The organism is Rhizobacter sp. J219 (assembly GCF_024700055.1).
Lineage (GTDB): Bacteria > Pseudomonadota > Gammaproteobacteria > Burkholderiales > Burkholderiaceae_C > Rhizobacter.
Genome location: NZ_JAJOND010000001.1, coordinates 4602270 through 4615605 on the forward strand (window position 1 = coordinate 4602270; position 13336 = coordinate 4615605).

The following is a 13336-nucleotide window of genomic DNA, read 5'->3' on the forward strand; positions in this document are numbered from 1 at the left end:
CGCAAGTTGACAAGTCTGCTCAGGAGAATGAACAATCCCCTCTCTGTTTTCATTTGCGGAATTTAGTTCCGCATTGCAGCACATTGCGTGATGGGGTGCAAGCCCCCGGCGGCCGTGCTGTTCCGCCCGAGAGAGCCTGCATGGACCTGACCTTCACCCCCGAAGAACAAGCCTTTCGCGAGGAGGTGCGCGCCTTCGTGCGCGAGAAGCTGCCCGCCTCGCTACGCCATAAGGTGGTCAACAGCCTTCGCCTGACGCGTGACGACCATGTGATGTGGCAGCGCACGCTGCACGAGCGGGGCTGGGGCGGCCCCGGTTGGCCCAAGGAGCACGGCGGCCCGGGCTGGAACGCGGTGCAGCAGTACATCTTCGAAGAGGAATGCGCAGCCGCCGGTGCGCCGCGGCTCATCCCCTTCGGCATCAAGATGGTGGCGCCGGTGATCATGGCCTTCGGTTCGCCCGAGCAGCAGAAGCGCTTCCTGCCCGACATCTCGTCCGCACGGAAGTGGTGGTGCCAGGGCTACTCGGAGCCGGGCTCCGGCTCCGATCTTGCCTCGCTCAAGACCCGCGCGGTGCGTGGCCTCGACAAGGATGGCGACCACTTCATCGTCAACGGCCAGAAGACCTGGACAACCCTCGGCCAGCACGCCGACTGGATCTTCTGCCTGGTGCGCACGGACCCGCAGGCCAAGGCGCAGCGCGGCATCAGCTTCCTGCTCATCGACATGAAGTCGCCCGGCATCACCGTGCGGCCGATCATCACGCTCGACGGCGCGCACGAGGTCAACGAGGTCTGGTTCGAGAACGTGCGTGTGCCGGCCGAGAACCTGATCGGCGAAGAGAACAAGGGCTGGACGTATGCCAAGTTCCTGCTCGGCCACGAGCGCAGCAACATCGCCGGCATCGGCATCAGCAAGCGCGAGATCGAGCGGCTGAAGCGCGTCGCGGCCACCGAGCAGAAGAACGGCAAGCCGCTGCTGGAAGACCCGCTCTTCGCCGCGAAGATCGCGCAGATCGAGATCGATTTGCTCGCGCTGGAGATGACCAACCTGCGCGTGCTTTCCGACGAAGCCAACGAGAAGGCCCCTGGCCCAGCCGCGTCGATCTTGAAGATCAAGGGCACCGAGATTCAGCAGGCGATCACCGAGCTGCTGGTGGCCGCCGTCGGCCCGTATGCGCTGCCCTACAAGGCCGAATCCGAGAGCGACGAAGAGGGTGACATCGGCCCGCGCTACGCCGCCGGCCTGGGCGCGCACTACTGCAACATGCGCAAGCTCTCGATCTTCGGCGGCTCCAACGAGATCCAGAAGAACATCATTTCCCAGCAGCTGCTGGGGCTGTAAGAGGCCACCATGGACTTTTCCTTCAGCGAAGAGCAGCAGCAGCTGCAAGACGCCATCTCTCGCTTCGTGCAGGGCGACTACAGCTTCGATCGCCGCCACAAGATCCTGAAGACAGCCGAGGGCTGGAGCCGCGAGGTCTGGCAAGGCCTGGCCGATCTCGGCGTGCTGGCGATGAACATCCCCGAGGCCGACGGCGGCCTGGGCTACGGCCCGATCGAAACGCTGCTTGCGATGCAGTCGGCCGGCCCGGCCATGCTCTGCGAGCCGCTGCTCGACAGCGCCGTGATCGCGACCGCGCTGGTGCGCGATTTCGCATCGCCCGAGCAGCGCGCCGAACTGCTGCCCGCGATGGGCAGCGGCGAACGCATCGTCGTGCTCGCGCACGGCGAAGCCGCCGGCCGTGGTCAGCCGGTGTGGGTGGAGACGAGCGCGAAGAAGAGTGCCGACGGCTACGTGCTCAACGGCCACAAGGCCGTCGTTTCGTTGGCACCCGCCGCCGACGAATTGCTGGTCTCAGCGCGTGTGAGCGGCCAGCCGGGTGATGCGAACGGGGTAGCCGTGTTCCGCGTTGCGCCGGGCACGCCGGGGCTCACGCTCAAGGCCTTCAAGACCCTCGATGGCCGCCGTGCCGCCGACCTGGTGCTCGCCGATGTGAAGGTGCCTGCGTCCTCATTGCTCGGTGCCCCCACGACCAGTGCCACCGCCGCGATTGATCGTGCCCTCGACATCGGCCTCGCCGCCCTCTGTGCCGAAGCGCTGGGCGTGATGGAGGCCACTGTCAACGCCACCATCGACTACCTCAAGACCCGCCAGCAGTTCGGCCAGCCCATCGGCCGTTTCCAGGCGCTGCAGCACCGCACGGCCGACATGCTCCTGCACCTGGAGCAGTCGCGCTCGATGGCCTACCTCGCGGCGATGCACTGCAACGTGGCCGACGACACCCAGCGCCACAAGACCCTCTCGGCGGCCAAGGTGGTGATCGGCAACGCCTGCCGGTTCATCGGCCAGCAGGCCGTGCAGCTGCATGGCGGCATGGGCATGACCGAAGAGCCAACGTCAGCCACTTCTTCAAGCGGCTGATGGCGATCGAACTCAGCTTCGGTGACACTGACACACACCTTCAACGATTTGCAGCGCTCACCCAGCGCGGCATTCCGCTCGCAGCTTGACGACAGGAGACAGCGCCATGGCCAACAAAGCCGCATTCCAGTGGGACGACCCCTTGCTGCTCGACCAGCAGCTCACCAGTGACGAACGCCAGATCCGCGACGCCGCTCGCGACTACTGCCAGGGCAAGCTCGCGCCGCGTGTGCTCGAAGCCTTCCGCCACGAGAAGACCGACCCGTCGATCTTTCGTGAGATGGGTGAACTGGGCCTGCTCGGCCCGACGATCCCCGAAGAGTACGGTGGCGCCGCGCTCAACTACGTCTGCTACGGCCTGATCGCCCGCGAAGTCGAGCGTGTCGACTCGGGCTACCGCTCGATGATGAGCGTGCAAAGCTCGCTCGTGATGGTGCCCATCAACGAGTTCGGAAACGTCGCGACCAAGCAGAAGTACCTGCCCAAGCTCGCGAGTGGCCAGTGGATCGGCTGCTTCGGTTTGACCGAACCTGACCACGGCTCCGACCCCGGCAGCATGGTGACGCGTGCGAAGAAGGTGGCTGGCGGCTACAGCCTCACCGGCGCCAAGATGTGGATCAGCAACAGCCCGATCGCCGACGTGTTCGTGGTGTGGGCGAAAGACGATGAAGGCGCGATCCGCGGCTTCGTGCTCGAGAAGGGCTGGAAGGGCCTCAGCGCCCCGGCCGTGCACGGCAAGGTCGGCCTGCGCGCCTCGATCACCGGCGAGATCGTGATGGACAACGTGTTCTGCCCCGAAGAGAACGCCTTCCCCGAGGTGCGTGGCCTGAAGGGCCCGTTCACCTGCCTCAACAGCGCGCGCTACGGCATCGCCTGGGGTGCGCTCGGTGCCGCCGAAGACTGCTGGCACCGCGCCCGCCAGTACGTGCTCGACCGCAAGCAGTTCGGCCGCCCGCTGGCCGCCAACCAGCTGATCCAGAAGAAGCTGGCCGACATGCAGACCGAGATCACGCTCGGCCTGCAAGGCTGCCTGCGCCTCGGCCGCATGAAGGACGAAGGCACGGCGGCGGTCGAGATCACCTCGATCATGAAGCGCAACTCCTGCGGCAAGAGCCTCGACATCGCCCGCCTGGCGCGCGACATGATGGGCGGCAACGGCATCAGCGACGAGTTCGGCGTGGCCCGCCACCTCGTCAACCTCGAGGTGGTCAACACCTACGAGGGCACGCACGATGTGCACGCGCTGATCCTCGGCCGGGCGCAGACGGGCATCGCGGCGTTCGCCAACTGAACGCCAACGGAGGCAGCTCAGAGCGGGAGCTGGTAGCGCAGCACCAGCCCCCGCCCTTCGGTTGACGGGTTGTCGGGGCCGAGGCCGCGGCCGTTGGAGATGTGCAGCCAGCGCGCGCCGATCGTCCAGCGGCCCGTGCCCATCGGCCAGCTGAACGACGGGCCGGCCTGGAACATGCCGTTGTAGTGTGTGCCGCCCGCTGGGAAGCGGCGGTCGTAGAGCATGGGCGCTGCGCTCGCATCCAGGTGCAGCCCACCCCAGAGCCGCAGCCGGGCCTCGGCGCAGAGGCCAAGGCCGGTACCTGGGCTGTCCAGCGTCTGCTGCGAGAGGGAGTCGGTGAGCTGCGTGATCTCGCCCCGCGCATGTTGTGCGACCAGTCCGAGGCGCAGGCTGAGCGCGCCGCCTGCCGTCTGCTTTTCGCGCAGCACGGCGTGGGCGTTGGTCAGGTGGATCTGACGGTCGGCGTGCAGAGGCTCGAAGCGGTCGAGCCCGAACTCCTGGAGATGGGTTGCCGGTGTGTCCACCAGTGCGTAGCCGCCGAACAGGCCGGCCAAGGTGAGAAGTCCCCATGCCATGACTAAAACCTCGGTGCGTGTTGTGAAGAGGCCTGCAGGGTGCGCGGCGGCACGGGTGCTGTCTGGCCGCGTTTGAACGGTTGCTGGCCGTCTTTCGAAAAAGGGCAGCTTTCTAGAATCGCCCCGGTTTCGTCAGCGCCCACACCCGCATGTCTTCGATCGAACTGCTCACGCTGCTGATCGGCGCCTCCGTGGCCTTGTCGGTGGCGGTGGGTGTGGCGATGGTCGCGATGCCCGGCGTGCCGCGCGGGCTGTCGCTGGCCATCGCGCTCCTGGCCCTGAGCGGGGCGGCCTACAGCCTGCTGCCGCTGCCGGCGGTGGTGTCGGCCAGCGACACGCTGCGGTGGGCGCTGCGGGCCGCCGCGTGCTTCGGCGCACCGATCCTCTGGCTGGTGCTGCGGGCGTTCTTCGAAGGGGCGCTGCCGTGGCGGCCGGCGCTTGCAGGGTGTGCGGCGGTGGCGGTGCTGGCGTGGGTCGCCATCGTATGGCCGGGGCTGCGCCCGCTGTGGACGGGGCTCCTGGGAGCGCTGCTCGGGGGCTTTGCCGCCCACGCGCTGTGGCAGCTGCTGCGGGGCCGCCGCGACGACCTCGATGAACATCGCCGCCGCCTGCGTGCGGTGCTAGCTGCGGCATGCCTCGTCTACGTGCTGCTGGCGCTGAGTGTCTGGGCCGTGGGACTGCGCAAGCAGGCGCCGGTCGAGGTGGCCGCGGTCTTCATCGGGGTGCAGGTCTTGTTCAAGCTCGTCTGGCTGGCGCTGGCCGTCGGGCAGCCGAGCCCCCTGTGGCGGGTGCTGCAGGTGTCGCGCTCGCCCGAGCCCTCGGCCCGGCAGGATCTGCAGGCCGTCGGCGCGCACCGCAGCGGCGTCAACCAGGCGCTCGCCGCACGCCAGGCCGAGCAGGTGCTGCAGGTGGTGCAGCGCGAGGCGCTGTACCGCCGCCACGGCCTGGGCATCGGCGAGCTGGCCGGCCTCGTCGAGCTGCCCGAGCACCGGCTGCGCAGCGTCATCAACGGCCACCTCGGCTTCAAGAACTTCGCCGCCTTCCTCAACCACTTCCGCCTGCGTGAAGCCGCCGAACGCCTGCGCGACCCGGCGCATGCCCACCTGCCGGTGCTGACGATCGCGATGGAGGCCGGCTTCGCCAGCATCGGCCCGTTCAACCGCGCGTTCCGCGAGGCCTTCGGCACCACCCCCACCGAGTTCCGGCGCACGCGGCCCGCTGCTCCCGACGCCTGAACCTGGCTTGGCCCCTGCCGGCACAGGGGCTCTTGCGTCGATAACTATACGTTCGTATAGTAACGACATGCCACGCCCTTCCCAGAACGTTGACCAGCTCCTGCTCGATGCCGGCCTCGCGCTGTTGCCGCAGACTGGCTGTGCCGGCCTGTCGGTGCGCAAGCTCGCCGAGCACGCCGGGGTGAACCTCGGCATGTTTCACTACCACTTCAAGAACAAGGACACCTTCATCCGCGCCGTGCTGCAGCGGGTCTACGAAGAGATGTTCTCGGCGCTCACCCTCAAGGTGGACCCGAAGCGCCCGGTGCTCGACAACCTGCGCGCGGTGGTGGCGGTCCTGGCCCGTTTCGGCCGCGAACAGCACCCGCTCTTGTTGCGCATGGCCGCCGATGCCATGGCGGGCGAGATGGCCGTGATCGAGTTCTTCCGCGCCAACCTGCCGCGGCACGTGGCGGTGGTCGCGGGGCTCGTGGCGCAGGCGCAGCGCGAGGGCTTGATCGTCAAGGCGCCGCCGCCGGAAGTGATCGCCTTCCTGGCCGGCGCGGTGGGCGCGCCGGTATTGATCGGCGGTGCGCTGCAGTCTCGGGCGCCCGAGGCGGCGGTGGCCGCGATCGAGCGCCATGTGCTTTCGGATGCCGCGGTGGCGCGGCGCATCGACTACGCATTGCGTGGCCTTGCTGCATGAGGAGGTTCACCATGACATGGCTCTTGAGACACCTTTCGAGCGGCGTGGCAATGGGCGCCATCGCGGCCTGCACGGCCTCGGCGCCGGCGGGCTTTCCGGGGTATGCCGAAGGCGAGAGCGTGCGCCTGGCCGCTCCCATCAGCGGCACGCTCGTCAAGCTGCACGTGCAGCGTGGCGATGCGGTTGCCGCGAGTGCACCGGCCTTCGTGCTCGAGCAAGACAGCGAGCGCTCGGCGCGAGAAGAGGCGCAGGCCCGCGTGCGCCGCGCCGAGCAGCAGCTGGGCAACCTGCAGTCCGGCAAACGGCCCGACGAGGTGGCGGCCTTGCGCGCCCAGCTCGCGCAGGCGCAGGCGGCGCTCAACCTGTCGACGCGCGAACTCGTGCGGGCCCAGGAGCTGGTCGCGCAGAACTTCAGCTCGCCCGCCAGCCTCGACGCAGCGCGCACTGCGGTCGCCCGCGACCAGGCGCGCGTGAACGAGCTGAATGCGCAGGTCCGCCTCGCCGGCCAGGGCAGCCGGGCGCAAGAGATTGCGGCGGCACAACAGGAAGTGCTCGCCGCCAAGGCGCAGCTTGCGCAGGCCGACTGGCGTGTGCAGCAAAAGACGCAGCGCATGCCGGCCGCCGGTGACGTGATCGACGTGCTATTTCGCGAAGGCGAGTGGGTGCCGCAAGGCAGCCCGGTGCTGACGCTGCTGCCGCCGTCGCAGGTGAAGGCGCGCTTCTTCGTGCCCGAGACGGTGCTCGGCCGCCTGCAGCTCGGGCAGGCGGTGAGGCTGCATTGCGACGGCTGCCCGGCACCGATCAACGCCCGCGTGAGCTACATCGCCCGCGAGGCCGAGTTCACCTCGCCGCTCATCTACAGCAAGGAGAACCGCGCGTCGCTGGTGTTCATGGTGGAGGCACGGCCCACGTCGCCCGACGACGCGAAGCGGCTCCACCCCGGCCAGCCGCTGGACGTTCACCTGTGAACGACGCCCCCGTCATCGACGTGCGCGGGCTGACGAAGCGCTTCGGCGACCGCGTCGTCGTCAACCACTTTGACATGCGCGTGCCACGCGGCCGCATCTACGGCTTCCTCGGGCCGAACGGCAGCGGCAAGACGACGACGATCCGCATGCTGTGCGGCTTGCTCACACCCGACGAAGGGGAGGGCAGCTGCCTCGGGTACGACATCCGCCGCGACGCACTGAAGATCAAGCGCGAGGTCGGCTACATGACGCAGCGCTTCGGCCTCTACGAAGACCTCAGCATCGACGAGAACCTCGACTTCATCGCGCGTGTCTACGGGGTGGCCGACCGGCGCCGCAAGGTGGCCGACACGCTGGAGCGGCTGGGCCTCACCACCCGCACGCAGCAGCTCGCCGGCTCGCTCTCGGGCGGCTGGAAGCAGCGCTTGGCGCTCGCGGCATGCCTCATCCACTCGCCGCAGCTGCTGCTGCTCGACGAGCCGACGGCGGGCGTCGACCCGGCCGCGCGCCGCGATTTCTGGGACCAGATCCACGAGCTTGCCGCCGGCGGCCTCACCGTGCTCGTTTCCACGCACTACATGGACGAGGCCGAGCGTTGCCACGAACTCGCCTACATCTCCTACGGCCGCCTGCTCACGCGCGGCACGGTGGCCGAGGTCATCGCGGGGGCGGGCCTCGTCACCTGGGCGATCAGCGGCGAAGGGCTGGTCGAGGTGGCCCATCGGCTGCGTGCGGCGCCCGGCATCCGCACCGTGGCGCCGTTCGGTGCGACGCTGCACGTGAGCGCTGACAGTGAACTGGCCTTGAACGCCGCGACTGCGGCGCTCGCCGGGCAGCACCTGCACATCACGCCCATCGAGCCCAGCCTCGAAGACGTGTTCATCGCGCTCATGCAGCAGGCGCAAGACAACTTCGCGGTGCCGTCATGAGCTGGGCTCGCCTGATCGCCATCCTCCTGAAGGAGCTGCGCCAGGTGCGCCGCGACCGGCTCACCTTCGGGATGATGGTTGCGGTGCCGATCGTGCAGCTCATCCTCTTCGGCTTTGCCATCAACAGCGACCCCAAGCACCTGCCGCTCGCGGTGGTGGTGATGGACCAGAGCGAACACACCCGCAGCTTCGTCGCGGGGCTTGAGAACTCGGGCTACTTCGAGGTGACGCATCGCCCGGCCACCGTGCAGCAGGCCGACGAGCTGCTGGCGCAAGGCCGGGTGCAGTTCGTGCTCGTCGTGCCGAGCGACTTCACGCGCCGCCTGCTGCGCGGCGACAAGCCGGCGATGCTGCTCGCCGCCGATGCGACCGACCCCGCGGCCACCGGCAACGCGATCGCTGCGCTCGCGCAGATCGGCCGGCAAAGCCTGACGCGCGACCTGACCGGCCCCCACGCGGCGCTGCGCCCCGCCGAGACGCCTTTCGACCTGCGCGTGCAGCGCCGCTACAACCCCGAGGGTGTGACGGCCTACAACGTGGTGCCGGGACTCATCGGCGTGATCCTCACGATGACCATGGTGATGATGACCTCGCTCGCGATGACGCGCGAGCGCGAGCGCGGCACGATGGAAAACCTGCTCGCCACCCCTGCGACGCCACTGGAGGTGATGCTTGGCAAGATCGCGCCCTACATCCTCATCGGCTATGTGCAGGTGGCGGTGGTGCTGGTGGTGGCGCGGCTGCTGTTCGATGTGCCGATGGTGGGCAGCCTCTGGCTCCTGTCATCGGTACTGGTGCTCTTCATCGCGGCAAATCTCGCGGTCGGTTTTACCTTCTCGACCATCGCCAGGAGCCAGTTGCAGGCGATGCAGCTCACGTTTTTCTTCTTCCTGCCCTCGATGCTGCTGACCGGCTTCATGTTCCCCTTCCGCGGCATGCCCCGCTGGGCGCAATGGATCGGCGAGGCGCTGCCACTCACGCACTTCCTGCGGGTGGTACGCGGCATCCTGCTCAAGGGCAACGAGGCGGCACAGATCCTGCCTGAGCTGTGGCCGATCGCACTCTTCATGCTCGTGGCCGGGGCGGTGGCGCTGGCCCGCTATCGCCAGACGCTCGATTGAGGGGCTGCCCCAAAAAGGCACGATCGTTCGGCAGATATCATCCAGCGCGCTGTCCGCGGCCCTTGATTCTCTGAAGGTGCGGCAGTCGACAACAAAGCACACAAAGGTTCCAAGGGATGCATCGGATCGTGATCGTGGGCGGTGGGGCCGGTGGGCTCGCGCTTGCCACCCAGCTTGGCAAGAAGCTGGGCAAGAAGAAGCTGGCCGAGGTCACGCTGGTCGATTCGGCCCGCACCCATGTGTGGAAGCCGCTGCTGCACCAGCTGGCCGCCGGCAGCTTCGACACCCATGCCGAAGAGATCGAGTTCCTCGCGCAGGCGCGCTGGAACTGCTTCCGCTTCCGCCTGGGCAGCCTGGTGGGGGTGGACCGCGCGAAGAAGACGGTGCAGCTCGCCGCGAGTTACGACGAAACCGGCATGGAGATCACGCCGGCGCAAGAGATCGGCTACGACACGCTGGTGATCGCGATCGGCAGCCAGACCAACGACTTCGGCACGCTGGGCGCCGCCGAGCACACCATCAAGCTTGACAGCCCGCAGGCAGCCAAGCGCTTCAACAACCGGCTCATCAACGAATGCATCCGCGCGCAAAGCGTGCCGCGTGTGCCCGGTAGCGGGCGCCTCACGGTCGCCATCGTCGGCGGCGGCGCGACGGGCGTGGAGCTGGCCGCCGAGCTGCATGCGGCGGCGCGGGTGCTGGCCAACTTCGGCCTCGACCACATCCACCCCGAGAAGGATCTTCAGATCGTGCTGGTGGAAGCGGCCCCGCGCCTGCTGTCGCAACTGCCCGAGCGCCTGAGCGAATCGGCAGTGCGCGAACTGCGCAAGCTCGCGATCGAGGTGCACACCAACGAGAAGGTGGTGGAGGTCACGGCCAACGGGCTCAAGATGGCGAGCGGCAAGGTGATCGGCTCCACGCTCACGGTGTGGGCGGCGGGGGTGAAGGCAGCCGACTTCCTGAAGACGCTGGGGGGTGAGAAGCCGCTGGAGACGAACCGTCTCAACCAGCTGGTGGTCAACGGCAACCTGCAGACCACGCAGGACCCGAGCATCTACGCCTTCGGCGACTGCGCGGCCTGCCAGCAGCCCGACGGCACCTGGGTGCCGCCACGTGCGCAGGCGGCGTACCAGCAGGCGATGTACCTGGTGCGCGCGTTGCCCAGGCTGATGCAGGGCGAGCCGGTCACGCCGTTCGTCTTCCGCGACCAGGGCTCGCTGGTGTCGCTGTCGGAATATTCCTCGGTCGGCAGCCTGATGGGCAGCCTGACGCGCGGCAGCCTCTTCATCGAAGGGCGGCTGGCGCAGCTGATGTACTGGTCGCTGCACAAGCAGCATCAGCTGGCGTTGGGTGGGGTGCGCAAGACGGCGCTGATCACGCTGTCGGAAATGCTCGACCGCACCTACCGACCGCGCATCAAGCTTCATTGAGCCCCCCAGTCGCTCTCGCTCCTGCCCCCGAGGGGCGCCAACTCTGCGGCCGGGCGAAGCCGGTTCCGTGAGTCGTTGCTTGAAGGGCGATTGCTTCGCTCGCTCTGGAAGTCCTAACTCATCCACCGTTTGGTGGCGTCTTCCACGACGGCCGAGAGCGGCATGCCGCCCTTGCGGCGGCTGCGCAGCCACTGCGCGTCGTTGCCCTCGAAGAGCGTTTCGCGGATGAGGTTGCTGGCGTCGAGCGCCTGCAGGTCTAGCGCGTGCTCGTCCACCCGCGCGAGTGTGCGCAGGATGTCGTCGCGCAGCTTCTGCCGTGTCTTCGTCTTGGGGTCGACGATTTCGCCGTCGAGCCCGAAGCGGCAGGCCTGGAAGCGGTTGAAGGTGTAGACGAGGTAGTCGTCTTCCCCGGGTTCGAACGGCTTTTCTTCGCGCAGGTAGCGGCAGATGCACTGCAGGTAGCACGCGAGCGCTGCTGCCTTGTCGACAGTGAGCGGCGTGTCGCACACCCGCAGCTCGATGGTGCCGTACTCAGGCTTGGGGCGGATGTCCCAGTAGAAGTCCTTCATCGACTGCACGACGCCGGTGCTCGTCATCTTGTCGAAGTAGACGCCGAACTCGTCCCACGAGCGCACGAAGGGCGCGCGACCTGAGAGCGGGAAGGCGAAGACGGAGTTGAGGCGGGCCGAGTCGAAGCCGGTGTCCACACCCTGCACATACGGCGACGAGGCCGACAGCGCGATGAAATGCGGCACATAGCGTGACAGCGCATGCAGCAACCAGAGGGCGGTGTCGCCGTTCTCGCAGCCCACGTGCACGTGCTGGCCGAAGACGGTGAACTGCTTGGCCAGATACCCGTACAGCTCGCTGATGTAGTGGAAGCGGTCGGTCGGGTAGATCTGCTGTTCGCTCCAGTGCTGGTAGGCGTGCGTGCCGCCGCCGGCGATGCCGATGTTGAGCTTGCGTGCCGCGCGCGAGAGCTGCTGGCGCAGGTCGGTCAGCTCGGCCACGAGCGGGGCGTGCTGGCGCTGGATGGAGGTGCCGATCTCGATCATGCTGCGCGTGATCTCGGGCTTCACGTCCCAGGCGCCGGTGTGGCGCTCGAGCTCGCGCAGCAGGTCGTCGGCCTGCGGCGAGAGGTCGTGGTCGTGCATGCTGACGAGCTGCAGTTCCAGCTCGACGCCAAGCGTCAGCGCTTCGGAAGTGGTGAATTCGGCCAACGACATCTCAGGCTCCCTTGGCTGCAGGCTGCGGACACTCGTCGGCCAGCGACTGCAGCGACCACTTGGTGAGCACCGGGCCGACCAGGTGCGACAGCGTGGTGGCGATGAGCAGGGCCTGCAGCACGCCGCCGGTCACGCCCGGCATCTGCGAGGCCCAGCCGAAGGTGTTACCAGCGAGCAGCACGGCGAGGCTGCTCATCGGCTGCAGCGTGAGCGTGAGCGCGGCCGCCTGGCGCCAGCTGAGCGCGCTCAGGCGGGCGAGCAGGGCCACGGCCACACCCTTGCCCACCAGACGGGCCAGGAGGATGGCCACGACCCACGGCCACAGCGTCGCCATGCCGTCGAGCGTAAAGAGCATGCCCAGCGCAATGAAGAGCAGCACGGTGAGCACCGCGCCAGCCGAGCCGAGCTGCGGCTCGACCGTGAGCATGTGGCCCATCTTCGAGCGCGCCGTCATGCCGGCGACCAGCAGTGCGAGCAGCGGCGAGAGCTTCCACTGCGCCGCCACCATCGCGGCCAGGATCACGAGCGCGATCTGCAGCACCGGCGCCGCGGCGGCATCGCGTAGCGGCTGGTTGAGCTTGGCGAGCAGCCAGCCGGCGAACACGCCGAGCAGGAAGGAGCCGCCGATCACCACCACCGCGTCGGTGATCACCGGCAGCAGCTCGTTGCCGATGTTCACGCTGCCGGCGGCGGCCACCACGTTCCAGGCCTTGAGCGCGAGCATGGCCAGGGCGGTGTTGATGGCTGTGATGATGAGCAGCCGTTCGGTCACCTGGCCACGCGAGCGCACCTCGTGCACGAGCACGAGCGTGATCACCGGCGAGGTCGACATCGCCACGGCGCCCGCGAGCCAGGCCGACGGCACGGGTGCGCCGAGCCACACCAGCGTGACCGCCACGAACAGGCCGGCGAGCACGCCTTCGAGCACGCAGGTGAACGCGAGCCACGGGTTGTCGATCAGCCAGCGCGGGCGGATGCGGCTGCCGAGTTCGAACACCAGCACGCCGATGGCGAGGTCGATCACCGGCTTCCACGGGTCGAGGTCGGTGCGGTCGAGCAGGCGCAGCGCCAGCGGGCTCGCGAGCGCCCCGGTGATCATGTGGCCGAGCATGCGCGGGGCGCGCAGCTTGCGGTGCAGCAGCTCGGCGAGCGCCACCGCGGCCAGCATCACGAGGGCGAAGCCCAACACGGGGTCGGCGCCGCGCAGGCCTTCCAGCGTCCACAACGGGGCCGCAGAACCGGGTGAGCTTGAGAGCCAGCTTTCCAATGCAGTCATGCGGACGGGTGGCAGGCACGGCGCCTGCTCTTCTTGGAAGGAGCGGCGGATCGTAGCGGAGGGTTGCGACACGCCCGGCAGGTGTCCAAGCGCAGCAAAGGGGCTTGTCTTTATGATGCCGGCCCGCTCTTGAAATCGGTTGCCGAGCCCCTATATGCTGGCCCGGCCGATCGGTCACAA

General features: G+C 68.0%; 12 protein-coding genes. 9 read left to right on the forward strand and 3 right to left on the reverse strand.

Annotation, left to right across the window (positions count from 1 at the left end; translation table 11 throughout):
- The first annotated feature begins 140 nt into the window (after nt 1-140).
- The 3 genes from LRS03_RS21860 to LRS03_RS21870 all read left to right on the forward strand — a co-directional run bounded on the left by LRS03_RS21860 (nt 141) and on the right by LRS03_RS21870 (nt 3714).
- A complete protein-coding gene (locus LRS03_RS21860) occupies nt 141-1343 on the forward strand; it encodes an acyl-CoA dehydrogenase family protein (protein WP_257828212.1) in 1203 nt (400 codons plus the stop codon).
- Nucleotides 1344-1352: 9 nt separating this feature from the next.
- Nucleotides 1353-2423 (forward strand): acyl-CoA dehydrogenase family protein, encoded by a 1071-nt coding sequence (locus LRS03_RS21865; protein ID WP_257828214.1) that lies wholly within the window; start codon nt 1353-1355, stop codon nt 2421-2423.
- Between the two features lie 106 nt (nt 2424-2529).
- Nucleotides 2530-3714 carry an acyl-CoA dehydrogenase gene (locus tag LRS03_RS21870; RefSeq protein WP_257828215.1) on the forward strand — a complete coding sequence of 395 codons (1185 nt, stop codon included), beginning with the start codon at nt 2530-2532 and terminating at the stop codon, nt 3712-3714.
- Nucleotides 3715-3731: 17 nt separating this feature from the next.
- On the opposite strand, the gene LRS03_RS21875 is transcribed toward LRS03_RS21870, so the two are convergent.
- Nucleotides 3732-4289 (reverse strand): porin family protein, encoded by a 558-nt coding sequence (locus tag LRS03_RS21875; RefSeq protein WP_257828216.1) that lies wholly within the window; start codon nt 4287-4289, stop codon nt 3732-3734.
- Between the two features lie 149 nt (nt 4290-4438).
- Here LRS03_RS21875 and LRS03_RS21880 point away from each other — a divergent pair, with 149 nt between their 5' ends.
- From LRS03_RS21880 to LRS03_RS21905, 6 genes are all read left to right on the forward strand, one after another.
- Nucleotides 4439-5524, forward strand: a complete 1086-nt coding sequence (locus LRS03_RS21880; RefSeq protein WP_257828217.1) for an AraC family transcriptional regulator — start codon at nt 4439-4441, stop codon at nt 5522-5524.
- Between the two features lie 67 nt (nt 5525-5591).
- Nucleotides 5592-6209, forward strand: a complete 618-nt coding sequence (locus LRS03_RS21885) for a TetR/AcrR family transcriptional regulator (protein WP_257828218.1) — start codon at nt 5592-5594, stop codon at nt 6207-6209.
- Nucleotides 6210-6220: 11 nt separating this feature from the next.
- Nucleotides 6221-7177, forward strand: a complete 957-nt coding sequence (locus LRS03_RS21890; protein ID WP_257828219.1) for an HlyD family secretion protein — start codon at nt 6221-6223, stop codon at nt 7175-7177.
- Nucleotides 7174-8106 (forward strand): ABC transporter ATP-binding protein, encoded by a 933-nt coding sequence (locus tag LRS03_RS21895; RefSeq protein WP_257828220.1) that lies wholly within the window; start codon nt 7174-7176, stop codon nt 8104-8106. The genes LRS03_RS21890 and LRS03_RS21895 overlap by 4 nt, the downstream gene beginning before the upstream one ends.
- Nucleotides 8103-9227 (forward strand): ABC transporter permease, encoded by a 1125-nt coding sequence (locus LRS03_RS21900; protein ID WP_257828222.1) that lies wholly within the window; start codon nt 8103-8105, stop codon nt 9225-9227. The genes LRS03_RS21895 and LRS03_RS21900 overlap by 4 nt, the downstream gene beginning before the upstream one ends.
- A gap of 116 nt (nt 9228-9343) precedes the next feature.
- Nucleotides 9344-10654, forward strand: a complete 1311-nt coding sequence (locus tag LRS03_RS21905; RefSeq protein WP_257828223.1) for an NAD(P)/FAD-dependent oxidoreductase — start codon at nt 9344-9346, stop codon at nt 10652-10654.
- A 113-nt stretch (nt 10655-10767) separates the two neighbouring features.
- On the opposite strand, the gene LRS03_RS21910 is transcribed toward LRS03_RS21905, so the two are convergent.
- Nucleotides 10768-11880 carry a YbdK family carboxylate-amine ligase gene (locus LRS03_RS21910; RefSeq protein WP_257828224.1) on the reverse strand — a complete coding sequence of 371 codons (1113 nt, stop codon included), beginning with the start codon at nt 11878-11880 and terminating at the stop codon, nt 10768-10770.
- Nucleotide 11881: 1 nt separating this feature from the next.
- Nucleotides 11882-13156 carry a cation:proton antiporter gene (locus LRS03_RS21915; protein ID WP_257828225.1) on the reverse strand — a complete coding sequence of 425 codons (1275 nt, stop codon included), beginning with the start codon at nt 13154-13156 and terminating at the stop codon, nt 11882-11884.
- Nucleotides 13157-13336 lie beyond the last annotated feature (180 nt).